20 protein-coding genes are annotated in these 22677 nt (G+C 73.2%); 14 read left to right on the top strand and 6 right to left on the bottom strand.

The genetic code is table 11. The features are described from left to right. Nucleotides 1–31 precede the first annotated feature (31 nt). From ACFXOZ_RS21810 to ACFXOZ_RS21780, 7 genes are all read left to right on the top strand, one after another. Entirely contained in the window at nt 32–628 is a 597-nt protein-coding gene (locus tag ACFXOZ_RS21810) for a hypothetical protein (protein ID WP_380528411.1), read from the top strand. Nucleotides 629–958: 330 nt separating this feature from the next. Next, nucleotides 959–3466, top strand: a complete 2508-nt coding sequence (locus tag ACFXOZ_RS21805) for a hypothetical protein (RefSeq protein WP_380592121.1) — start codon at nt 959–961, stop codon at nt 3464–3466. Between the two features lie 403 nt (nt 3467–3869). Then, the gene (gene pstC, locus ACFXOZ_RS21800) at nt 3870–4913 is read left to right on the top strand and encodes a phosphate ABC transporter permease subunit PstC (RefSeq protein WP_380592119.1); all 1044 of its coding nucleotides are present in this window, start codon (nt 3870–3872) and stop codon (nt 4911–4913) included. Between the two features lie 127 nt (nt 4914–5040). After that, complete coding sequence (gene pstA, locus ACFXOZ_RS21795; RefSeq protein ID WP_375895298.1) at nt 5041–6315, top strand: phosphate ABC transporter permease PstA; 1275 nt, start codon at nt 5041–5043, stop codon at nt 6313–6315. A gap of 65 nt (nt 6316–6380) precedes the next feature. Then, nucleotides 6381–8153 (top strand): substrate-binding domain-containing protein, encoded by a 1773-nt coding sequence (locus tag ACFXOZ_RS21790; RefSeq protein ID WP_380528401.1) that lies wholly within the window; start codon nt 6381–6383, stop codon nt 8151–8153. Then, nucleotides 8150–9046, top strand: a complete 897-nt coding sequence (locus ACFXOZ_RS21785; protein WP_375895294.1) for a sortase — start codon at nt 8150–8152, stop codon at nt 9044–9046. The genes ACFXOZ_RS21790 and ACFXOZ_RS21785 overlap by 4 nt, the downstream gene beginning before the upstream one ends. Before the next feature lie 154 nt (nt 9047–9200). Continuing rightward, nucleotides 9201–9977 (top strand): phosphate ABC transporter ATP-binding protein, encoded by a 777-nt coding sequence (locus tag ACFXOZ_RS21780; RefSeq protein WP_380592133.1) that lies wholly within the window; start codon nt 9201–9203, stop codon nt 9975–9977. Nucleotides 9978–9982: 5 nt separating this feature from the next. Here the strand turns inward: ACFXOZ_RS21780 and ACFXOZ_RS21775 are convergent, their stop codons facing one another. After that, nucleotides 9983–10837, bottom strand: coding sequence for an HAD family hydrolase (locus ACFXOZ_RS21775; protein WP_375895292.1), 855 nt, complete (start codon nt 10835–10837; stop codon nt 9983–9985). Nucleotides 10838–11035: 198 nt separating this feature from the next. On the opposite strand from ACFXOZ_RS21775, the gene ACFXOZ_RS21770 reads away from it, so the two are divergent. The 7 genes from ACFXOZ_RS21770 (at nt 11036) to ACFXOZ_RS21740 (ending at nt 16639) form a co-directional block, all read left to right on the top strand. After that, nucleotides 11036–11224 carry a hypothetical protein gene (locus tag ACFXOZ_RS21770; protein ID WP_375895290.1) on the top strand — a complete coding sequence of 63 codons (189 nt, stop codon included), beginning with the start codon at nt 11036–11038 and terminating at the stop codon, nt 11222–11224. Nucleotides 11225–11279: 55 nt separating this feature from the next. Then, nucleotides 11280–12167, top strand: coding sequence for an LLM class flavin-dependent oxidoreductase (locus ACFXOZ_RS21765; protein ID WP_380592117.1), 888 nt, complete (start codon nt 11280–11282; stop codon nt 12165–12167). A gap of 109 nt (nt 12168–12276) precedes the next feature. Beyond that, nucleotides 12277–12858 carry a hypothetical protein gene (locus ACFXOZ_RS21760; RefSeq protein WP_380528396.1) on the top strand — a complete coding sequence of 194 codons (582 nt, stop codon included), beginning with the start codon at nt 12277–12279 and terminating at the stop codon, nt 12856–12858. Nucleotides 12859–13010: 152 nt separating this feature from the next. Next, the gene (locus ACFXOZ_RS21755; RefSeq protein WP_375895284.1) at nt 13011–14060 is read left to right on the top strand and encodes an ABC transporter ATP-binding protein; all 1050 of its coding nucleotides are present in this window, start codon (nt 13011–13013) and stop codon (nt 14058–14060) included. Next, a complete protein-coding gene (locus ACFXOZ_RS21750; protein ID WP_375895281.1) occupies nt 14044–14943 on the top strand; it encodes an ABC transporter permease in 900 nt (299 codons plus the stop codon). The genes ACFXOZ_RS21755 and ACFXOZ_RS21750 overlap by 17 nt, the downstream gene beginning before the upstream one ends. Before the next feature lie 9 nt (nt 14944–14952). After that, a complete protein-coding gene (locus tag ACFXOZ_RS21745) occupies nt 14953–15870 on the top strand; it encodes an ABC transporter ATP-binding protein (RefSeq protein WP_375895278.1) in 918 nt (305 codons plus the stop codon). Between the two features lie 52 nt (nt 15871–15922). Continuing rightward, nucleotides 15923–16639, top strand: a complete 717-nt coding sequence (locus ACFXOZ_RS21740; protein ID WP_375895275.1) for an ABC transporter permease — start codon at nt 15923–15925, stop codon at nt 16637–16639. 68 nt (nt 16640–16707) lie between these two features. On the opposite strand, the gene ACFXOZ_RS21735 is transcribed toward ACFXOZ_RS21740, so the two are convergent. From ACFXOZ_RS21735 to pheA, 5 genes are all read right to left on the bottom strand, one after another. Beyond that, nucleotides 16708–17973 carry a CynX/NimT family MFS transporter gene (locus tag ACFXOZ_RS21735; RefSeq protein WP_380592115.1) on the bottom strand — a complete coding sequence of 422 codons (1266 nt, stop codon included), beginning with the start codon at nt 17971–17973 and terminating at the stop codon, nt 16708–16710. Nucleotides 17974–18113: 140 nt separating this feature from the next. Then, entirely contained in the window at nt 18114–18845 is a 732-nt protein-coding gene (locus ACFXOZ_RS21730; protein WP_375895271.1) for a FadR/GntR family transcriptional regulator, read from the bottom strand. Between the two features lie 112 nt (nt 18846–18957). Next, the gene (locus tag ACFXOZ_RS21725; RefSeq protein ID WP_375895269.1) at nt 18958–19791 is read right to left on the bottom strand and encodes an HAD family hydrolase; all 834 of its coding nucleotides are present in this window, start codon (nt 19789–19791) and stop codon (nt 18958–18960) included. Beyond that, nucleotides 19788–21062, bottom strand: coding sequence for a serine--tRNA ligase (gene serS / locus ACFXOZ_RS21720; RefSeq protein WP_375895266.1), 1275 nt, complete (start codon nt 21060–21062; stop codon nt 19788–19790). Before serS ends, ACFXOZ_RS21725 begins: the two co-directional genes overlap by 4 nt. Before the next feature lie 550 nt (nt 21063–21612). Beyond that, nucleotides 21613–22548: a prephenate dehydratase gene (gene pheA, locus ACFXOZ_RS21715; protein ID WP_375895263.1), complete on the bottom strand. Its 936-nt coding sequence runs from the start codon at nt 22546–22548 to the stop codon at nt 21613–21615. Nucleotides 22549–22677 lie beyond the last annotated feature (129 nt).

Raw genomic sequence — 22677 nt, 5'->3', positions numbered from 1 at the left:
GCACCATCCCACCTCTCCCAGGGAGTACGACATGGCAAGAACCGGCGTCCGTCTCGCCGCCACCGGGATCGCCGTGGTCCTCGCGATCACCGGATTCAGCGGTGTGGCCGCGGCCGACACCACGGCCACCACCACCGCGCCCACCGGCAGTGCCGTGGTCACGGTCGACCAGCAGTTCCTGGCCAAGACCCTGCTCGGCGGCATCGCCGTCGTCCCGTTGACGCCGGCCACGGCGGACGTCACCAACAACGTCGTGACCAGCACCTTCCCGGTGACGGGCGGCGTCGCCAACATCCCGTCGTTCTCCGGGCAGGTGCAGCTCGGTGGCGGACTGCTCTTCGTCAACCTGAACAACGGCAAGACCGTCACGTTCAAGCAGCTCGGCTTCAAGGTCCGTGACTGGAACGTCTCGGCGGTCCCGAACGGCGGCACCGCGCCGGTGGCCCTGCTGGACCCGCTGGGCGACACCCAGATCGGCCGCACGGGCACCACCCAGTCGCTCTCGGCCTCCAGCCTGCAGCTGGACCCGGCCGGCGCGCAGTACCTCGACAGCGCGCTGGGCACCACGTACTTCACGGGCGGTCAGTCGCTCGGCTCCTTCGCGCTGACCTACACCCCCGGCAGCTGATCCGGCTCCTCGTCGGAAGGTCCCGGACGACCCCGGGTGCCCCGCGGGCCCGCGCCTCGGCGCGGGCCCGCTCGTGTGCCAATGGGAGCACTCAACTCCGTTCCAGGGGCGCCGCGTTGTGTTCTCGTACATCCTGTCGACCGGATCCGGACACGTCCGGCTGGCCGAATGGTGGGTACTGGGGGTGCCCGGCCGTCGGCATGCCCGATCCCACCTTGCGCCGCGTGCTGGGCGGCGCGGATCCGCACGGAGGTGCCCACCATGAGAGTCCGATTGCCCGACCGGAGGGATCCGGGGAGATGGCGCCGCCGACTTCCGGCGATCGCGCTGGTGTGGTCGGTGGTGGTGGCGCTCGGTGTGGTGCCGATCGGCCTGGGGGCCGGGCCGCAGGCGGTGGCGGAGTCCTCCAGCGTGACCGTGGCGGGGCCCAAGGTGCTCGACCCGGCGACCGGGACGCGCGGCCGGGCCGGCAAGATCACGGTCTCCCAGACGAAGAACCTGGTCAACCAGGTGGTGCAGGTCTCCTGGAGCGGCTTCACGCCCACCAAGACCACCAGCGGCCAACAGGTCACCCTGGCGCGGGTCGGCGAGGCCAAGTACCTCTACCCCGTGCGGATCTACGAGTGCCGCGGCGCCACTCCGAAGGTGACCGACTGCTACAACAGCTCGCTGTTCGGCGGTGACGCGAACGCGGGCTTCCAGCAGACCCTGCCGCCCGGGTCGAGCACCGCGCCCGACTTCCCGAGCAACATGGCGATCGCCCCGACCGGTGCGGACGGCACCGGCGCCGCGAACATCGAGCTCTACACCCAGGCCCAGGCCCCGACGCTGGGCTGTGACGACACCCACCCGTGCTCCCTCGTGGTGGAGGCCAACTACGGTGGCGACAGCCTCGGCCGGACCACCCCGACGGCCTCGGTCGACTGCCTGAACCATTCGCTCGACAGTTCGAGCTCGCTCGCGAGCGACGCGGTGCTGTTCAGCTACGCGGCCAACGGCATGTCGAGCGGCGAGCAGTGCGCGTGGGAGAACGGCATCGTGATCCCGCTGTCCTTCGCGCCGGTGGCCCAGGCCTGTGCGTCGCAGAACGGTTCGTTCGACGCGGAGGGCCTGGAGATGTTCAACCGGGCCATGCAGCAGTGGCGCGCGGGCCTGTGCCTGAGCGATTCGCCGATGGCCGTCCGGTACGTGTCGGCCGGCGGTGAGCCGCAGGCCCGTTCGCGCTTCCTCGGCGGATCCACGGACGTGGCGCTGACCGCGCGGGCGGACGGTTCACCACCGGCCCGGCCCTACGTCTACGCGCCGCTGGCGACCTCGGGCATCTCGGTCGTGTTCTCGGTGGACGACCAGGACACCGGTCGGCAGATCCGCGACATGAAGCTCAACGCGCGGCTGATGGCCAAGCTGCTCACCCAGTCCTACGCGCCCCGCGGCGGCGTGGTCACCTCGGTGAAGGGCAATCCGACCTGCCTCTTCGCGGATCCCGAGTTCCTCCAGCTGAACCAGCTGCCGGCGACCTCGGGGCTCAAGTGGCCCAGGTTCTGCGACATGTTCGACTTCAGCCCGACCGTGGTGGGCGGGACGACCGACCTGACGTACCAGTTGACCTCGTGGATCGCCTCGGACCCGGACGCCGCCCGCTTCCTGGACGGCGAGTCCGACCCGTGGGGCATGCACGTGAACACCTACTACCTCCGGCCCGCGTTCTCCGGCTACCCGGTCGACTCCTTCTCCCGGCAGGACTCCTCCGGGATCGTCGGCAGCAAGGTCGACGCCTACCAGCACCTGATGCAGTACGAGTGGAACCCGGTCACGAGCGGACTGGGCCAGGTCGCGCGCGGGTTCCTGCAGAACAAGGCGACCTGCGTCAACCCCGGGCTCAACGGAACCGGCGGGCACGACCAGTGCGCGCCGGTGGACGTCGGACAGCGGATGCTGATCGCGATCATGGACACCGGCCAGGCCAAGGCCTACTCCCTCCCCGAGGCCCAGCTGCTCAACCCGGCCGGCGCCTTCGTCTCCCCGGGGACCACCGGCTTCCAGGCCTCCGTCGCCGACATGACCGTCGACGCCTCGACGGGCGTGCAGTCGCTGCCGTACGGGACCGCCGACACGGCGTACTCGCGCGACCAGCGGGCCTACCCGCTGACCACCGTGCAGTACGCGATGGTGCCCACCCAGGGCGTCCCGGCCGACAAGGCCGCCGCGATCACCACGTTCCTGCGGACCACCACGAGCAGCGGCCAGGTCTACGGCAACGAGCCGGGCCACCTGGCGCCGGGCTTCCTGGCGCTCACCAGCGCCCAGCGGGCCCAGGCGGCCGACGCCGCCACCCACGTGGCGGCCCAGGACGCCAAGCTGCCCGGCAACCAGGCCGCGCCGCCGAACCCGCCGGCCGTCACCCCCGGCGACGGGGGCACCGGTGGGGGGACCCCGGCGGAGGGCTCGGGCTCGGCGGGCGGCACCACGCCGGTCAGCGCCGGGACCGACAACGGCACGAGCGGTGGCGGCCTCGGTGGGGCCTCGACCGGCGGCCTCGGGGAGGGCGCCGCGACCACCGGGGGCGCCGCCGCGGCCGCGGCCACCGCCGGGGGCAAGACCCCGGGCGCCTCGCCGAGCACGCCCGGCAAGTCGCTGAGCGCCGCGCCCGTCGCGGCCGGGACACCGGCCGCGGACCGCTCCGGCGCCGCGCGCCTGCTGCTCCCGATCGCGCTGATCGGCGGCCTGGTGCTGCTGGTCGGCGGGCCGGCGGCGCTGGTCCTGGGCGGGACACCGGCCGGGGAGCGGACGCTGGCGGGGCTGCGCAACGGCTGGGCGCGGTTGCGCCGTCGCCCCTGACGGCTGACGGCTGACGGCTGACGGCTGACGGCTGACGGCTCGGCGAGGCCGCCGTCCCGGCCCGCCGAGCCGTCGGGCCCATGGCCCAACCCTCCGGCAGGAAGGCCGAGTTGACCGTCGCCGCACCGGTGGCCGGAAATGATCCGGCCACCGGTGGCGGTCAACTCCAGCACCGAACTGGCTCGTTGGGGCCCCGTACACGCGTGCGACCCAGGGCGGACACCTCCGGATGGCCGAATGGGTACGCACCGGAACCGCGGCCCCGTGCCAACCGGCCGCCCCCACAACGATTTCGCGCCGCCGAGCCCCCACCGGAGCCGCCGAGCGCGACCGGCGCCACGTCGCGCCACCGTCCGGTCCGGGCGCAGCCCGGCCATCCGCACCCGAGCACGGAGAGCAGAGCATGACAGCCGCCGCCGAGCCCGCGGCCTCGTCCGCCGGGGCCCCGGGCAGACCCGACCGCGGAGCCGACCGCGGAGCCGGCACCGACGTCCCGCGCGTCATCACCTCCCCCGCGACCCCCGGCGACCGGGTGTTCCGCGGGGTGCTGCGGGTGGCCGGGCTCTCGGTGTTCGCGATCATGGGCCTGATCGCGTTCTTCCTGCTGCTGCGCGGCTCGGACGCGCTGCGCGCCGTGGGCTGGTCCTTCCTGACCGAGCAGAAGTGGCAGACCGCCGCGCACACCTTCGGCATCGCCGCCGTCCTGCCGAACGGTCTGCTGATCGCCGTGATCGCGCTGGTCATCGCCGTCCCGGTGGCGCTCTCCACGGCGGTCTTCATCTCCGAGTACGCGCCGGTCCGGCTGCGCGCCTCGCTGGTCTCGCTGGTCGACCTGATGGCGGCGATCCCGAGCATCATCTACGGCCTGTGGGGGCTGTTCTTCCTCCAGCCGAGGATCATCGGTTTCAGCCGCTGGCTCTCCAACCACCTCGGGGACACGGTCCCCTTCCTCAAGGTGCGCACCGGCGACATCGGGACCTCCTACACCTCCTCCACGTTCATCGCGGGCGTCGTCGTCGCGCTGATGATCATCCCGATCGTCACCTCGCTCAGCCGGGAGGTCTTCTCCCAGGCCCCGCAGGGCGAGCGGGAGGGCGCCTACGCGCTCGGCTCGACCCGGTGGGGGATGGTGCGCACGGTGGTGCTGCCGTTCGGCCGCGGCGGTGTGATCGGCGCGGTCATGCTGGGCTTCGGCCGGGCGATGGGCGAGACGATCGCGGTCGCGCTGATCATCTCCCCGAACTTCAAGGCCATCAGCCACATCCTGGAGAACGGCGCCAACTCGATCTCGGCGCTCATCGCGCTGCGCTTCGGCGAGTCGGACGCGCTCTCGCTCTCCGCGCTGATGGCGGCCGGCCTGGTGCTGTTCGCGCTGACCCTGCTGGTCAACGTGGCGGCCGGCTTCGTGATCAACCGGTCCCGCTCCGGGGCCTCGACCGCCGACTGAGGCGGCGCACGGACATGACCGGTCCCGCTGAGACCCCCGCCGCACCCCCGGCGGCCCCGTCGGCCGCACTCCCGCCGGCCACCCCCGCCGGGCCCCCGGCCGAGACCCTGTCGAAGGGAACGACCCGATGACCACGCTCGACCTGCCTCCGGCCGCCGCCGTCCCGGGGCCCGCCGCCCAGGGGCCCGCCGCGCCCCCGGCCGGCCCGGCGGAGCCGCGCCCGGAGAAGCGGGTGAAGCTCGGCGGCGTCACCCGCGAGGACGTGTTCACCGTGGCCGGCTCGTCGATCGGCTCGCTGGCCCTGAACTGGACGCTGTACGAGCGGGTGCTGCCGTTCAGCGGCGCCTTCGGCTTCCTGGTCTGCTGGTACCTGCTGTTCCTGGCCGCCTACTTCACGCTCGGCCGGCTCCAGTGGGGCCCGCTGCTGGTGCGCGAGCGCCTGGTCTCCGTCGTGGCGTGGAGCGCCGGCCTGCTGGTGCTGGCGCTCATCGTCGACCAGGTCGGCTACCTGGCGGTGCGCGGCTACGAGGCCGCCCAGCACCTCAACTTCTTCACCGAGTCGATGGAGCGCACCGCCGCGCTCTCCCCGATCACCTCCGGCGGCGCGCTGAACGCGATCGTCGGCTCGCTCGAACAGGTCGGCCTGGCCACCCTGTTCGCCGTGCCGCTGGGCATCGCCGCGGCGATCTTCATGTCCGAGGTCGGCGGCCGGATGGCCAAGCCGGTGCGGACCCTGGTGGAGGCGATGACGGCACTGCCGTCGATCGTCGCCGGGCTGTTCGTGCTCGGCATCGTGATCCTGACGCTCGGCTTCGACAAGAGCGGCTTCGCGGCCTCGCTCGCCCTCACGGTGATGATGATGCCGATCGTCACCCGGGCCTCCGAGGTGGTCATCCGCCTGGTGCCCGGCACCCTGCGCGAGGCCTCGTACGCGCTGGGCGGCAGCCAGTGGCGGACGGTGTGGAACGTCGTCCTGCCGACCGCCCGGCCCGGCCTCGTCACGGCGGTCGTGCTCGGGGTGGCGCGCGGCATCGGGGAGACCTCGCCGGTGCTGCTGACCTCGGGCTTCACCCCGCAGTTCAACGCCGACCCGTTCCACGAGCACCAGGTGTCGCTGCCCCTGTACGTCTGGAACTACGTCAAGCAGCCCTACCCCGAGATGGTCGCCCGGGCCTTCGCGGCGGGGCTGACCCTGATGGCGCTGGTGCTGGTCCTCTTCGTCACCGCGCGGGTGCTCGGCGGCCGCCGTCCGGGTGAGCTGACGCGCGGTCAGCGGCGCCGGATCGACCGGGAGGCGCGGCGGGCCGAGAGCGCCGCCCGGGCCGCCCGGGCCGGTGCCCACGCGCCCGTCGCCCATCCGCCCGTCGCCCACCCGCCCGTCGCACTGCCCGGGAACAGCTGATGAACCGTCCAACCACCCTCCGTACCAGAGGAGTTCTCATGTCATGGGAGGCCGCAAGGCGCTCCGTGGCCCGTGTCCTGGCGTGCCTGTCCGCGTTGCTGCTCGCCGCGGGCACCCTGCTGTTCGGGCAGGCCGCTCCGGCCTTCGCCGCCTCGGTCGCGCTCAGCGCCGACGGCTCCAGCTGGGCCGGCCCGGCCATCGACCAGTGGCGCCAGGACGTCGGGCCGCAGGGCATCCAGATCAGCTTCAACCCGGTGGGGTCGGCGGCCGGCCGGACCGCCTGGAGCAACGGGCAGGACGACTTCACCGCCTCGGACGTGCCGTTCCGCAGCGCCGAGGACACCGGCCTCAACTCCGGTGCCCGCACCAGCGGTCAGGGCACCAGGGAGAACCCGGTCTACGGCTTCTCCTACGTGCCGATCACCGCGGGCGGCACGACCTTCATGTACAACCTGGTGGTCGGCGGCAAGCAGGTCCGCGACCTGCGGCTGTCCCCGCAGACCGTCGTGGACATCTTCACCAACAAGATCACCAACTGGAACGACCAGAAGATCACCGCCGACTACGGCAAGCAGCTGCCCAACCTGCCGATCACCCCGGTGGTCCGCTCGGACGGCTCCGGCGCCACCGCGCAGTTCACCCGCTGGATGGAGCACACCCACAAGGACCAGTGGGACGCCTACTGCTCCTCGGTCAACGGCACCACCTGCGGTGACTACACCGAGTTCTTCCCGCCGTCCGGCCGGATGGTCGCCCAGAACGGCTCCGACGTCGTCGCCGGCTACATCAAGGCCGCGGCCGGCCTGGGCACCATCGGCTACGACGAGTACGCCTTCGCCAAGCGCAGCAACTGGCCGGTCGTGAAGGTGCTCAACCAGGCCGGCTACTACTCGCTGCCGACCGCCTCCAACGTGGCCATCGCGCTCACCGCCGCCAAGATCCGCGGCGTGGACGACGACACCCCGGCGTCCGACCCGAACTACCTCCAGCAGAACCTCGACGGCGTCTACACCATGGACGACCCGCGCTCGTACCCGATCTCCAGCTACAGCTACGTGATCGTGCCGAGGGCCGGCGCCGCGCTGCCCCCGCCGGGCCGGTTCAACAACGACAAGGGCGCCGCGCTCAGCCGCTTCCTCGCCTACGTGCTGTGCGAGGGCCAGGGCGAGGCCGACGGCCTGGGCTACTCGCCGATCCCGCGCGGCCTGGTCAAGGGCGGGCTGCTGCAGACCAAGTCGATCCCCGGCAACGCCAGCCCGGTCAACCCGGACACCCTGGCCAACTGCGCCAACCCGACCTTCAACTCCGCCGGTGAGCTGACCGTCCTCAAGAACGCCCCGCAGCCGAGCCCCTGCGACAAGCAGGGCGCCCCGCTGGACTGCACCGTCCAGAACGGCCAGGCGGTCAAGACCGGTTCGGGCGGCTCCGGCGGTTCCGGTGGCACCGGCGGCGCGGCCGCCGGCTCCGGCGGAACGGGCGGCACCGGCCACGGCAACGGCGGTTCGGGCGGCTCCGGCGGCAGCGGCACCGGCGCCGACGCGGCCGGCACCGGCGGCGCCGCGGCCGGCGGCGGTGACCCGAACGCCGCCGCGGCCGGCGACCCCGCCGCGGGCGACGGCTCCGGCGACGTGGTCGACCCGCAGACCGGCCAGGTGGTCGCGCGCGGCCGGGGCGGCGCCACCGAGGTCGCGGCCAACGTGGTCGAGGTGAGCGGCAGGCCCGAGGACTGGACGCTGTCCACGCTGACCGCCGTCGAGCTGCTCGCCGTCGTCCTCGTCCCGCCGCTGCTCGGCCGCCGGCTGCTGCGCCGGCGCAAGGGCTCGGGCGGTGCCTCGTGACGGCACCGGTCCTGGAGAAGCCGCCGGTCCGGCCGGCGCCCGCGGCCGAGGCGCCCCCGGCCCGGCCCGCCGCCGTCACCCCCGCCCGGCGCCGCTTCCTCCAGGGCGCCTGGGCGGCCAGCCTGGCGGCCGCGCTGGTGCTGGGCTTCGTCGGCTTCCTGTTCACGCTCTCGCACGTCCAGGAGCGGCACTACCAGTCGACGGCGTACAAGACCTTCCGGGACCAGCTGGCCCGGGCCGTCGCCCCGACCGGCGCGGCCGCCGACGGCGACCCGGTGGCGCTGGTGGACATCCCGGCGATCGGCCTGCACCAGGCCGTGGTGGTCGAGGGCACCACCGGCCGGGACCTGATGCGCGGCCCCGGCCACCGCCGGGACACCGCACTGCCCGGACAGAGCGGGGTGGCGGTGCTGTTCGGCCGCGGCGCGACCTTCGGCGCGCCGTTCGCCCGGCTGTCCGGGCTGCGGGTCGGCGACCGGATCGAGACCACCACCGGGCAGGGCACGTTCACCTACGTGGTCAACGTGTACGGCGACGGCGACCACCCGATCACCGACCCGGCCCGCAACCGGCTGGTCCTGGTCACCGGGGACTCCGACTGGATCCCCGGCTCCACCGTGCTGATCGGCGCCCGGCTGGAGGGCGACCCGCAGCAGAACCCCGGCGGCCGCCCCGCCACCGTCCCCTACGACAAGGCGCTGGCCGCCGACAAGGGTGCGCTGGCCACGCTCCAGCTCTGGTCGCTCGCCCTGCTCTGCGCGGTGGCCGGGGCGCTGCTGCTGGCCCGGTACTGGCGCCGCTCGCCCGCCTACCTGAGCGCCGCGCCGGTGGTCGGCGCCCTGCTCTGGGCGGTCTACGAGAACGCCGCCGCCCTGCTGCCCAACCTCTACTGACGCGCGCCCGGAGGACGTACCGATGACCGACACCGCCGACACCACGCACCAGCCGCACGACGCGGCGGTCGACCCGGCCGCCGACACCCTCACCCTCCCGCCGGTCCCGCCGGCCCCCGCCCCGCCGGTCGTCCCGGCCCAGGGCCCCGACGGGGTGCTCGCCGGGCTGGAGACCCGGGACGTCTCCGCCTGGTTCGGCAGCCGCAAGGTGCTGGAGCGGGTCTCCCTGGCGATGCCGGCCGGCGAGGTCACCGCGCTGATCGGCCCGTCCGGCTGCGGGAAGTCCACCTACCTGCGGATCCTCAACCGGATGCACGAGATGGTGCGCGGCGCCGCCCTGGCCGGCGAGGTGCTGCTGGACGGGGACGACGTCTACCGGCCCGGCCGGCGCCCCGCCGAGGTGCGGCGCCGGATCGGCATGGTGTTCCAGCGGCCCAACCCGTTCCCGGCGATGTCCATCCAGGACAACGTCTCCAGCGGGCTCAAGCTGGCCGGGATCAAGGTCTCCAAGGAGGAGCGCCAGCACCTGGTGGAGACCAGCCTGCGCCGCGCCGGGCTGTGGGACGAGGTGGCCGCCCGGCTGCACGCCCCCGGCGGCTCCCTCTCCGGCGGGCAGCAGCAACGCCTGTGCATCGCACGGTCGTTGGCCGTCTCACCGGACATCCTGCTGATGGACGAGCCGTGCTCCGCGCTCGACCCGACCTCCACCCGCCGGGTCGAGGAGACCATCGCCGAACTGCGCGGGCGGCTCACCATCGTGATCGTCACCCACAACATGCAGCAGGCCCAGCGGGTCTCCCAGCGCTGCGCGTTCTTCCTCGCCACCCACGACACCCCGGGCCGGATCGTCGAGGCCGGGCCGACCGAGCGGCTCTTCGGCAGCCCGCGCGACCAGCGGACCTCCGACTACGTCAACGGCCGCTTCGGATAGGGGCGTTACCGGCCGGAGTCGGTGATCAGCCGCTCCAGCACCGCCGCGACGCCGTCCTCCTCGTTGCTCACCGTGTGCAGCGGCACCGCCGCCAGCACCTGCGGGTGCGCGTTGGCGACGGCGTACGCGGTGCCGGCCCAGGCCAGCATCTCCAGGTCGTTCGGCATGTCGCCGAAGGCCACCACCTCGGCCCGGTCGATCCCGTGCTCGGCGCACCAACGGGCCAGCGTGCTGGCCTTGGTGACGCCGGGCGCGCTGATCTCCAGCAGGGCGATCGGCGAGGAGCGGGTGATCTCCGCCAGGTGTCCGGCGGCCGTCCGGGCCTCGGCGAGGAAGGTGTCCGGGTCGAGGTCCGGGTGCTTGGCCAGCAGCTTGAACAGGCCCCGCACCGGGCCGCCGTCCGCCAGCAGCTCCTCGGCCGGGCCGACCGCCCGCACCTCGGTGTCGCCCCACATCAGCACCTCGTACCCGGGCTCCCGGGCCCAGCCGTCCGCGTACTCGAAGGCGAAGGAGGTGCCGGGCAGCTCGGCCCGCAGCGCCTCGACCACGGCCAGCGAGGTCGGTGCCGGCATCGGGAAGTACTCGATCAGCTCGCCGCCGCGCCGCACGTCCACGATCGCGCCGCCGTTGGAGCAGATCGCCACCCCGTGACCGCCGATGTGCGGGCTCACCTGCTGCATCCAGCGCGGCGGCCGGCCGGTCACGAACACCACCTGCACCCCGGCCGCCTCGGCCGCCGCCAGGGCCGCGGCGGTGCGATCGCTGACGGTGCCGCCGGGGCACAGCAGGGTGCCGTCCAGGTCGGTGGCGATGAGGCGGGGAGCGGTGCGGGGTTCGGTCACCGGTCCATCTTCGCCCATCGCCGCCGCCCGGTCACCGCCGCGGGCGGCCCGCGGCGGGCCTGCGGCGGGCCCGGTGGCGGTGCCCGCGGCCGACCGACCGTGAGGACGGGTTCCGGCCCTTCCTGCGCCGCTTTCCGGCCGATCCGCCCCCGTCCGGGGTGTCGCGGCGGGCCGACGGGCAGGAACCCCCTGGTCACCCCGTCGGCAGGAAGAGCCATGCCCACTCGCCAGCTCCGTGACGAGCCGCCCCCGACCCTCCCTTCCCCGGATCCCCCCGCCGCCTCCCGCGAGCCGGTGCTGCTCGGCGAGGTGCTGTTCCACACCCTCGCCGAGCTCGCCCGCCGCACCCCGGACCAGGCCCCGGCCCCGGCCTTCCCGGCCCAACGCACCCGCCCGCACCCCTGACGGCCTCCTACCGGCCACCAGCGCAGGGGCAGCCCGTCCGGCTAGGGTCGGTGGCATGCGTCTGAGCACCGTGATCCTCCCCATCCACCGGTGGAGCGAGGGACAGAAGATCTGGCGACGGGCCGAGGACCTCGGATTCCACGCCGCGTACACCTACGACCACCTGTCCTGGCGGTCCTTCCGCGACGAGCCCTGGTTCGGGTCTGTCCCGACGCTGACGGCCGCCGCCACGGCGACCGAGCGCCTCCGGCTGGGGACGCTGGTGACCTCGCCGAACTTCCGCCACCCGGTGACGCTGGCGAAGGAGCTGATCACGCTGGACGACGTGTCCGGCGGGCGGCTCACGCTGGGCATCGGTGCGGGCGGGACGGGCTTCGACGCGACGGCGATGGGCCAGGAGGCGTGGTCGCCCAAGGAGCGGGCGGCCCGGTTCGGCGAGTTCCTGCCGCTGCTGGACGAGCTGCTGACCACCGACGCCACCACCCGCGAGGGCACGTACTACTCGGCGGTCGAGGCGCGGAACATCCCGGGCTGCGTGCAGACCCCGCGGGTGCCGTTCTACGTGGCCGCCGCCGGTCCGCGGGGGATGCGGCTGGCGGCCGAGTACGGGCAGGGCTGGGTGACCTACGGGGACCCGAAGGGCCCGGCGGACGTGCCGGTCGAGCAGGCGCCCGGCGTGATCGCCGCGCAGATCGGGAAGCTCACGGCGGCCTGCGAGGCGCAGGGCCGGGACGTGGCGACGCTGGAGAAGATGCTGCTCCAGGGCTCCACGGCGGAGAAGCCGCTCCAGTCGCTGGACGCCTTCGTGGACTTCGCCGGCACCTACCGGGAGCTGGGCATCACCGAGTTGGTGATCCACTGGCCGGTGCCGGACTCGATCTTCGCCAACGACCTCTCCGTGTTCGAGCGGATCGCCACCGAGGGCCTGGCCCAGCTGGGTTGAGCGGTACGGCCGGTCGCGGACGCCGTCAGGACGGGTGCGGTCGGGGGGAGGCGCTAATCTGTCCGCCGCACCTTTATCTGATCATGCGTTAAACGGGGGTTCATTCATCATGTCCGCATCCAGGAGACTGCTCGTCGCCACTCTGGTCGCCACCGCCGCGCTCGGCCTCGCCGCCTGCGGCCCGGACGACCCGTCGACCCAGGGGGCCGGCGCCTCCACCGCGACCGCCGCCCCGGCCACCGGCGGGGCGGCCTCGCCCACCGCGGCCCCGGCCACCGGGACGGGCAAGCCCGCCCCGGCCGGCAAGCCCACCGACGGCGGCCCGGAGGGCTTCTGCACCCACGAGCCGCTGCCCGCCGGGCAGAAGTGGATCGAGCCGGTGAAGGGCACCAGCGCGACGACGCTGGTCTACAAGGAGACCAAGGACGCCTGCGGCGTCAACGACGTCGCCCTCGAACCGACGGGCGCCGACAAGAGCGCGACCTTCGCCCCCGGCGCCAAGGGCCACCTCAAGTCGGTCGTGGCCGCCCCGAAGGACGTCGTCGTCGCCGAGCTGGTGAAGCACATCAACGAGTGCATCGCCACGCCCGGCAACCAGAAGGGCTCGTACCCCTGCAACAGCGGCACCTACAAGGTCGCCCTCGACGCCTCCGGCAAGGTCGTCGAGATGTGGGAGCGCCCCAGCTCCTGAGCCGACGCCGGGCCCGGCGCCGGGCCGCCCGCCTCAACGGTGGGCGCCCCGGCGCCCCGGGCACACCCCGGCTCCGCGACCCTTAGGGGAGATCGGTCCCCACGTCATACCGCAGCAGCAGACGCCCCCGGGAAGCCTCGTCATTCCAGCTCATGGCCCCTGCGGCGCGGGACCGTTACGTTGAGGGCGTGTCCACTGCTGTCATCAAGACCGAGGGCCTCACCAAGAGCTTCCCCCGGGTCACCGCGCTCGACCAGCTGACCGTCGAGGTCCAGCCCGGGGTCGTCGGGCTGGTCGGGGCCAACGGGGCGGGCAAGTCCACCCTGATCAAGATCCTGCTCGGGCTCGCCCCGGCGACGTCCGGCCGCGGCGAGGTGCTCGGCCTGGACATCGCCACCCGGGGCTCGGAGATCCGCGAACAGGTCGGCTACATGCCCGAACACGACTGCCTGCCACCGGACGTCTCGGCGACGGAGTTCGTGGTGCACATGGCGCGGATGGCGGGGCTGCCCGCGACCGCCGCGCGGGAGCGCACCGCGGACACGCTGCGGCACGTGGGCCTGTACGAGGAGCGGTACCGCCCGATGGGCGGCTACTCGACCGGCATGAAGCAGCGGGTGAAGCTGGCCCAGGCGCTGGTGCACGACCCGAAGCTGGTGCTGCTGGACGAGCCGACCAACGGCCTGGACCCGGCCGGCCGGGACGAGATGCTCGCCCTGATCCGCCGGGTGCACACCGACTTCGGCATCTCGGTGCTGGTCACCACCCACCTGCTCGGCGAGCTGGAGCGGACCTGCGACCACCTGGTGGTGATCGACGGCGGCAAGCTGCTGCGCTCCTCCTCCACGGCCTCCTTCACCGAGGCGACCGCCGTCCTCGCGGTGGAGGTCACCGACTTCCCGCAGGACACCGCCGCCGAGCCCGGCGCCACCGTCCGGGAGCGCCTCGCCGCCACCGGGCTGGACGTCCGGGCGGAGGGCTCGCACCTGCTGCTGGTCCGGCTGGACGGCGAGGACACCTACGACACCATCCGCGACACGGTCGCCGAACTCGGCCTCGGCCTGGTCCGGTTGGAGCAGCGCCGGCACCGGGTCGCGGAACTCTTCACCGACCACGAGGAAGCCGATGCCATGGCGTACGACGCGCCCCACGGCGACGACCGGAGCAGCAGGGGAGGGACGGACGATGCCGCAGCCTCCTGACACCAGGGCCGCCGACACCGGTGTCATCCACGACATCGGCTACCGCGGCTACACCGGTCCGCGCCTCGGCCGCGCCTACGCCACCCGCTCGCTCTTCACCCAGAGCCTGCGCGCCGCCTACGGCCTGGGCCGCTCCGGCAAGTCCAAGGTGCTGCCGATGCTGCTGCTGGGCGTGGTCACCGTCCCGGCGATGATCTTCGTCGCGGGCGCGGTCTACCTCAAGCGGGACGAACTCCCGGTCGAGTACGCCGGCTACCTCTCCAGCCTCGGCCTGGTGGTGTCGATCTTCCTCGCCGCCCAGGCGCCGGTGCTGCTCTCCCGGGACCTCCGCTACCACACCGTCCCGCTGTACTTCTCCCGTCCGATCACCCGCGCCGACTACGTCCGGGCCAAGTTCGGCGCCATGGCCTGCGCCCAGTTCCTGCTGATGGCAGCCCCGTTGCTGGTGCTGTACGCGGGCGCGCTGCTCGCCGGGATGGACTTCGGGCACAACACCGGCCAGTTCCTCTACGGCCTGGTGGCGGCCGTGCTCTACGCCCTGGTGCCCACCTCGGTGGCCCTGGTGATCGCCGCGAGCACCCCGCGCCGGGGCTTCGGGGTGGCCGCCATCATGGGCTACCTGGTGGTGAGTTCGACCCTCGCCGCGGTCGTGGTCGGCATCAGCAGCCCCGGCCCGGGCGGCTCGGACGCGGCCCAGTGGACGTCGCTGATCTCGCCGAACGGCCTGGTGGAGGCGCTGGTCAACCAGGTCTTCGACCTCGGGTCCGGGATCGACCGCCGGCACGCCCCGGGGGCGCTCGGCACGCTGGTGTTCGCACTCGTCGCCGCGGCGATGGTGGCGGGCTCCTACCGCCTCCTGCTGCGCCGCTACGAGAAGGTCTGAGAGGGCGGCATGGCCACCATCACCATCGACAAGGTCTCCCGCTGGTTCGGGAACGTGGTCGCGGTCAACGACATCTCCATGTCGATCGGCCCCGGCATCACCGGGCTGCTCGGGCCGAACGGCGCGGGCAAGTCCACCCTCATCCACATGATGAGCGGCTTCCTCGCCCCCTCCAGCGGCGCGGTCACCCTGGACGGCGCGCAGATCTGGCGCAACCAGCAGGTGTACCGGCAGATCGGCCTGGTGCCCGAGCGGGAGTCGATGTACGACTACCTGACCGGCTGGGAGTTCGTCCTCGCCAACGCCGAACTGCACGGCCTGCCGCAGCCCGGCGCCGCCGCCCGGCGCGCCCTCGACCTGGTCGAGATGGCGCCCGCCAAGGACCGCCGCACCGGGACGTACTCCAAGGGCATGAAGCAGCGGGTCAAGATGGCCTCGGCGCTGGTCCACGACCCGGCCGTGCTGCTGCTGGACGAGCCCTTCAACGGCATGGACCCGCGCCAGCGGCTCCAGCTGATGGAGCTGCTGCGCCGCTTCGGCGCGGACGGCCGGACGGTGCTGTTCTCCTCCCACATCCTGGAGGAGGTCGAGCAACTGGCCCGGCACATCGAGGTGGTGGTGGCCGGACGGCACGCCGCCTCGGGCGACTTCCGGCGGATCCGGCGGCTGATGACCGACCGGCCGCACCGCTACCTGGTCCGCTCCAGCGACGACCGCCGGCTCGCCGCCGCACTGATCGCCGACGGCTCGACCACCGGCATCGAGGTGGACGAGCGGGAACGGGCACTGCGGATCGAGGCGGTGAACTTCCAGGGCTTCACCACCCTGCTGCCCAGGGTCGCCCGGGAGGCCGGCATCCGGCTGTACACCGTGTCCCCGGCGGACGAGTCGCTGGAGAGCGTCTTCTCCTACCTGGTCTCGGCATGACCCCCGGCCCCACCCGCGCCACCCACCGGACCCAGGAAGGGGTCGACCGACCATGAACCCGACCGTCGCCAGGCTGACCCTGCGCGGCCTGCTCGGCCGCCGCCGCGGCGCGCTGCTGCTGGTGGCCCCGGCCCTGCTGCTGATCGTCGCGGCGATCGCCGCCGGGTCGAGCGGCGACGCGCACAGCCTGACCGTCAAGATCCTCGGCCAGCTGGACCTCGGCACCCTGCTGCCGATCCTCGGCCTGGTGATCGGCACCGGGGTGATCGCCACCGAGATCGACGACGGCTCGATCGTCTACCTGCTGGCCAAGCCGCTGCCGCGCTGGCAGATCATCACCACCAAGCTGGCCGTCGCGATCGGCACCACCTGGGTGTTCGCCGCCGTCCCGACGCTGCTCGCCGGGCTGCTGCTGTACGGGACGAAGGACGGCGTGGCGCTCGGCTACACCGTCGCGGTGCTGGTCGCCGGGGCCGTGTACAGCGCGCTGTTCCTGCTGCTCGGCGTGGTCACCCGGCACGCGGTGGTGGCCGGGCTGGCGTACGCGCTGATCTGGGAGTCGCTGATCGGCAACTTCGTCGAGGGCGCCCGCACGCTGAGCGTCCAGCAGTGGGGCCGGGCGGTCGCCGAGGCGGTCGCGGGGGACAACGCGATCGGCGCCGACGTGTCGCTCGGGGCGGCCGTCCCGCTGCTGCTGGTGGTCGCCGTCGGGGCGACCGTGCTGGCCTCGGTGAAGCTGGCCGGGCTGACCCTGGCCGCCGAGGAGTAGGCCGCGCCTCGCGCGACCGGGCCCGGACTCCCACGGAGTCCGGGCCCGGTCGGCGTTGCGGGGGCGTCCTACAGGGTCCGGTTCCGTCCGGCGCCGAGACCGGCCGCGCCGACCACCAGGACCAGCACCAGCATCAGCACCAGGGTGGCGTCCCAGCCGCCGGTGAGCTGGTGCAGCGCCCCGGCGCCGACCGGGCCGGCCGCCGCGACCAGGTAGCCGATCGCCTGGGACATGCCGCCCAGCTGGGCGGCGCCGGCCGCGGTGCCGGTGCGCAGCACGATGAAGGCCAGGCCGAGGCCGAGCGAGCCGCCCTGGGCCAGGCCGAGGATGGTCGCCGACACCCAGGCGCCGGAGACCGGGGCGACCAGCAGCAGGGCGATGCCGAGCCCGTTCAGGACGGCCATGGTGACGGCGAGGGCGCGCTGGCTCGTCATCCGGCCGGCCATCAGCGGCACCAGGAAGGCGCCGGCCACCTGCACCAGGTTGGAGTAGGCGAAGACCAGGCTGGCCTGGCCGCGGTCCATGCCGTGGTCGGCCAGGATGGTCGGCATCCACGCGACCAGGGTGTAGACCAGCAGCGAGGAGATGCCCATGAACAGGCTGATCTGCCAGGCCAGCGGGGACTTCCAGATGCCCTCGATCGGCTTGCCGGCCCTGGCGGCCCCTCCGGGCCGGTCGTCCCGGGCGGGGGCGGCCGCCCCGGCCTTCGCCTGCCGGGAGCGCAGCACCTGCGGCAGCCAGGCCACCGCGGCGATCAGCGCGAGCAGCGACCAGGCGCCGAGCGAGGCCCGCCAGCCGCCGCCGAGCGCGTGCTCCAGCGGGACGGAGGTGCCGGCCGCGAGGGTGGCGCCGACCAGCATGGTGGTCGAGTAGACGCCGGTCATGGTGGCCGCGCGGTCCGGGAACTCCCGCTTGACCAGGCCCGGCATCGACACGTTCAGCACCGCGATGGCCACGCCGATCACCACGCAGCCCGCGTACAGCGCGAACACCGAGGGCAGCACCCGCAGCAGCACGCCGGCGCCGAGCACCAGCACCGCGCCGAGCACCACCCGCTCGGTGCCGAACCGGCGGGTCAGCCGGGGGGTGAGCGGGGCGCCGACGCCCTGGAACAGCACCGGGATGGTGGTGATCAGCCCGCCCGCGGTGGCGGACAGCCCGAAGGTGCGCTGGATCTCGCCGACCATCGGGGAGATCGCGGCCAGACAGGCGCGCATGTTCAGCGCGACCAGCAGGATGCCGGTCAGCAGCAGCGCGGGGTGGGCCAGCCGGCTGCGGACGGGGAGCGGGGCGGCAGTGGTGACAACCGGCTGCGGGGCGCGGGTGACGGCCATGGGTGTGCTGTTCTTTCCGGGGCTCGGGGGTGGCGCGGGCACGGCGGGAGGAGGCCTCCACCGGCCGCGGGCAGGACGGGAGGGCAGGACGGGAGGGAGCAGGCAGCGGGGCTGCGTGCGGAAGCGGGGCTTGCGCCGTCCTACTTCCGGGCCGCGATGGCCGCGAGGAGCTGCTCGACGGCCGCGGTGGGCTCGGCGAGCAGCGCCCGACACGCCGCCTCGGCGCGGTCCGGGTCGCCGCTCTCGATGGCGTCCACCAGCGCCTCGTGGGTGGCCACGACCGCCTCGGGCATCTCGTGGTCGCCGAAGGCGGAGGTCATCGCCTCGCGCACGGAGGCGCCGAAGTAGCGGTACACCTCGGCCAGCGCCGGGTTGTGCGCGGCCTCGACGATGGCGGTGTGGAACTCCAGGTCGTGCTCGACGGTGGCCTGGCGGCCGGCCCGCTCGGAGTGCTGGGCGAAGACCTCGGCCTCACGGGCCAGCGCGGCCCGCATCCGCCGGACGTCTTCGGGGGTGTGCCGCAGCGCGGCCAGTCGGGCGGCCTCGGTCTCCAGCGCGGCGCGGACCTCCAGGACGTCCCGGATGCCCGAGCGCTGGACGCCGCGGAGCACCGCCGCCGGGTCGCTGGTGGACCGTACGAAGGTGCCCTCGCCCTGCCGGGAGACCAGCATCCCGGCGTGCACCAGCACCCGGAGGGCCTCCCGCACGGTGTTGCGGCCGACCTGCAGCTGCTCGGCCAGCTCGTGCTCGGTGGGGATCTGCGACCCCACCGGCCAGGCTCCGCCGGCCAGCTGCTCGCGCAGCCGGTCGATCGCGGTGTCCACCAGGGAACGCCGCCCGGCCGCCTGCAGGCCGTTGCCGTCGCCGCTCATGCCGGGCCTCCCTTCGCACACCGCTCATCGATCATAGGTCATCCTACAACCGCTTGCCCGGTCATCCTACAACTGGGGGTGAACCGTCCGTGAACGTGTCCCGGGGGGGCGCTCAGCGCGTCGGGTAGAGGCGCTCCAGGACGACCGCGACGCCGTCCTCGTCGTTGCCCGCGGTGACCTCGTCGGCGACGGCGAGCAGTTCCTCGTGGGCGTTGGCCATGGCCACGCCGTGCGCCGCCCAGCCGAACATCGGCACGTCGTTGGGCATGTCGCCGAAGGCGATGGTGTCGGCGGCGCGCACGCCCAGGCGGCGGGCGGCGACGGCCAGGCCGGTGGCCTTGGACAGGCCCAGCGGCAGCAGTTCGACCACGCCGGGGCCGGCCATCACCACGCCGACCAGGTCGCCGGCGGCGCGCCGGGCGGCCTCGGCGAGGCCGTCGTCGGTCAGCCCGGGGTGCTGGATGTAGAGCTTGCTGAGCGGGGAGGCGAAGAGTTCGCCGCGCTCGGCCCGGACGACCGGGAGGTCGGAGCCGATCAGCAGCTCGTAGCCGGGGCCGGCCAGCACCTGGCCGTCCAGGCCGTCCTGGTTGGCGGCGACGGCCAGCGGGCCGGTCTCGGCCTCGATCTTCTCGATCGCGACCGCGGCGAGCCGGCGGTCCAGGGTGAGCGAGGTGAGCAGCTTGTGGGCGCCGGCGTCGTAGACCTGGGCGCCCTGGCCGCAGACCGCTATCCCGGTGTAGCCGATCTCGTCGAAGACCGGACGGGCCCAGACGGCCGAGCGGCCGGTCACCACGATGTGCAGCGCGCCCGCGCCGGTGGCCGCGGCCAGCGCGGCGCGGGTGCGCTCGGAGACGGTTTCCGCGCTGGTGAGCAGGGTGCCGTCGAGGTCGGTGGCGACCAGCCGGTAGGGCAGGTCGCCACCGATCAGGTGGGTGGAGGAGGTCACTTGACCGGCTCGAGGACGGTCCGCCCGCCGAGGTACGGACGCAGCGCCTCGGGCACGACGACCGAGCCGTCGGCCTGCTGGTGGTTCTCCAGGATCGCCACGATGGTGCGCGGCACGGCGACCAGGGTGCCGTTCAGGGTGGCGAGCGGGCGGGTCTTGCCGTCCTCGCGCATCCGGATCGACAGCCGGCGGGCCTGGTACTCGGTGGTGTTGGAGGTCGAGGTGACCTCGCGGTACTTGCCCTGGGTCGGGATCCAGGCCTCGATGTCGAACTTGCGCACGGCCGAGGAGCCGAGGTCGCCGGAGGCGACGTCGATCACCCGGTACGGCAGCTCCAGCGCGTTGAGGAAGTCCTTCTCCCACTGGAGCAGGCGGCGGTGCTCGTTCTCCGCGTCCTCGGGCGTGGTGAAGACGAACATCTCCACCTTCTCGAACTGGTGGACCCGGATGATGCCGCGGGTGTCCTTGCCGTAGGTGCCGGCCTCGCGGCGGAAGCAGGACGAGTAGCCGGCGTAGCGCAGCGGCAGCTTGTCGGCCTCGATGATCTCGTCCATGTGGTACGCCGCCAGCGGGACCTCGCTGGTGCCGACCAGGTACTTGTCCTCCTCGGGGAGGTGGTACACGTTCTCGGCGGCCTGGCCGAGGAAGCCGGTGCCGTCCATGGCGGCCGGGCGGACCAGGGCCGGGGTGATCATCGGGATGAAGCCGGCCGCGGTGGCCTGGGCGATCGCCATGTTGACCAGGGCGAGCTCCAGCAGCGCACCGGGACCGGTCAGGTAGTAGGAGCGGGCACCGGCGACCTTGGCGCCGCGCTCGGTGTCGATCGCGCCCAGCAGCTGGCCCAGCTCGACGTGGTCGCGGGGCTCGAAGCCCTCGGCGGCGAAGTCGCGCGGGGTGCCGATCTCCTCCAGGGTGACGAAGTCCTCCTCGCCGCCGACCGGGGCGGCCGGGTCGATGAGGTTCGCCAGGGAGCGGAGCAGGCGGTCCGCCTCCTCCTTGGCCGCGCTCTGCTCGGCGTCCGCGGCCTTGACCTCGGTGGCCAGTTCCTTGGTGCGCTGCAGCAGGGCGGTCTTCTCGTCGCCCTTGGCCTGGGCGACCTGCTTGCCGAGCACCCGCTGCTCGTTGCGCAGTTCGTCGAAGCGGCTGCCCGAGGACCGGCGCCGTTCGTCGGCGGAGAGGAGGGCGTCGACGATGTCGACGTCCTCGCCACGGACGCGCTGCGAGGCGCGCACTCGGTCAGGGTCCTCACGAAGCAGGCGAAGGTCAATCACAGGCCCAAGCGTACCGGGCGGCCGTTCCTCCACCGGTACCGGTTTTCCCCTGGGGATAACCCACCGGTTCCTGTGGATAACTCCGGTGGAGAACCGTCCGCCCCCAGGCCGGGGGCGGGTTATCCACAGGCCCGGCCCCGGGCCTGTGGATGGGGGGCGGGGATCGGGATCCGCTGATCGAAACCAGGGAATTGAGGTTTCAAACCTCAATGAACCTTCTCGGGTGAGGGAATTGAAGCACTCGCACGGGTGATTTGCAGGCAAGCGGGTGACTCTGGTCCGATAAGTCATCTCTGCGACGCAAACCGATGGTCCGACCAGTTCTGGGCAATGGCTATACCGGTTTGTCGACTCATCCCCAGGCCTGTGGATAACTTCCGGCTGTGGACAGCGGGGACGCCTGTGGACAGTGGCCCCCGGAGCGCGGCGTTCCTGTGGATGACGGTACGGTCACCCGCCGCGTTCGGTCGGGCCGGTCGATAACGGTCGGAAAAGGTCGGAAAGACACGAGATGACGCTCGGCTGTCCGGAGCCGGCCCACCTCGGGGAATCAGATGTCCCCGCGCCCGTCGAGTGCCCGGGAGAGCCAGTCCGCCGCCGCGGTGAAATCCTCGTCCGACGTGCCCGGCCGCCGGTGCTTGGACACCTGCCGGTCCGCGCGCGGATAGGAGCCGAGGAACCGGACCTGCGGGCTGATCCGCTTGAGCCCCATCATCGCCTCGGCCACCCGCCGCTCCGACAGGTGCCCCTCGCAGTCGATCAGGAAGCAGTAGCTGCCCAGCCCCTCGCCGGTCGGCCGGGACTCGATCCGCATCAGGTTCACCCCGCGCACCGCGAACTCCTGCAGCAGCTCCAGCAGCGCACCCGGGTGGTCGTCCGGCAGCCAGACCACCATCGAGGTCTTGTCCGCCCCGGTCGGCGAGGAGACCCGCCCCGGACGGCCGACCAGCACGAACCGGGTGGTCGCGCTCTGGGCGTCCGCGATCTCCTTGACCAGCGGGTCCAGCCCGTAGATCGGCGCCGCGAACTCGCCCGCGAACGCCCCGTCGTACCGGCCCTCGGCGACCAGCCGGGCGCCGTCCGCGTTGGAGGCGGCCGACTCCCAGACCGCGTCCGGCAGGTTGGCCGCCAGCCACTTGCGCACCTGCGGCTGGGCCACCGGGTGGCTGGTCACCGTCTTGACCCCGGACAGCTCGGTGCCCGGCCGCACCAGCAGCGCGAAGGTGATCGGCAGCAGCACCTCGCGGTAGATCATCAGCGGTGCGCCGGCGGCCAGTTCGTCGTTGGTCGCGGTGACCGCGCCCTCCACCGAGTTCTCGATCGGCACGAACGCCCCGGCGGCCTCCCCGGCGCGCACCGCCTCCAGCGCCAGCGCCACCGAGGACAGCGGCACCAGCTCCCGGGTCGCCGCCTCGGGCAGGGTGTGCAGCGCCGCCTCGGTGAAGGTGCCGGCCGGGCCGAGGTAGGTGTAGCGGGTGGCCGACATGACGCCTCCGTTGCCAGGGGGGTGGTGCCCGAGCCGGGTGCTGCCCGAGCGGGGTGGTGCCGAAGCAGTCACCATAACGAGTCCGCGGCTCCGGCATGACCGCGTTCCGGTGGCCGGGACCGCTCCTCG

Source organism: Kitasatospora sp. NPDC059160 (assembly GCF_042755465.1).
Classification (GTDB): Bacteria; Actinomycetota; Actinomycetes; order Streptomycetales; family Streptomycetaceae; genus Kitasatospora.
The sequence above is the reverse complement of the archived record's forward strand: the minus strand, read 5'-3'. Positions and strand labels throughout refer to the sequence as shown.

Coding starts and splice junctions, on each gene's coding strand:
- ACFXOZ_RS21810 (WP_380528411.1), top strand. CDS start 32: ATGGCAAGAACCGGCGTCCGTCTCGCCGCCACCGGGATCGCCGTGGTC.
- pstC (WP_380592119.1), top strand. CDS start 3,870: ATGACAGCCGCCGCCGAGCCCGCGGCCTCGTCCGCCGGGGCCCCGGGC.
- pstA (WP_375895298.1), top strand. CDS start 5,041: ATGACCACGCTCGACCTGCCTCCGGCCGCCGCCGTCCCGGGGCCCGCC.
- ACFXOZ_RS21775 (WP_375895292.1), bottom strand. CDS start 10,837: ATGGGCGAAGATGGACCGGTGACCGAACCCCGCACCGCTCCCCGCCTC.
- ACFXOZ_RS21770 (WP_375895290.1), top strand. CDS start 11,036: ATGCCCACTCGCCAGCTCCGTGACGAGCCGCCCCCGACCCTCCCTTCC.
- ACFXOZ_RS21765 (WP_380592117.1), top strand. CDS start 11,280: ATGCGTCTGAGCACCGTGATCCTCCCCATCCACCGGTGGAGCGAGGGA.
- ACFXOZ_RS21760 (WP_380528396.1), top strand. CDS start 12,277: ATGTCCGCATCCAGGAGACTGCTCGTCGCCACTCTGGTCGCCACCGCC.
- ACFXOZ_RS21755 (WP_375895284.1), top strand. CDS start 13,011: ATGGCCCCTGCGGCGCGGGACCGTTACGTTGAGGGCGTGTCCACTGCT.
- ACFXOZ_RS21750 (WP_375895281.1), top strand. CDS start 14,044: ATGCCGCAGCCTCCTGACACCAGGGCCGCCGACACCGGTGTCATCCAC.
- ACFXOZ_RS21745 (WP_375895278.1), top strand. CDS start 14,953: ATGGCCACCATCACCATCGACAAGGTCTCCCGCTGGTTCGGGAACGTG.
- ACFXOZ_RS21740 (WP_375895275.1), top strand. CDS start 15,923: ATGAACCCGACCGTCGCCAGGCTGACCCTGCGCGGCCTGCTCGGCCGC.
- ACFXOZ_RS21735 (WP_380592115.1), bottom strand. CDS start 17,973: ATGGCCGTCACCCGCGCCCCGCAGCCGGTTGTCACCACTGCCGCCCCG.
- ACFXOZ_RS21730 (WP_375895271.1), bottom strand. CDS start 18,845: ATGAGCGGCGACGGCAACGGCCTGCAGGCGGCCGGGCGGCGTTCCCTG.
- pheA (WP_375895263.1), bottom strand. CDS start 22,548: ATGTCGGCCACCCGCTACACCTACCTCGGCCCGGCCGGCACCTTCACC.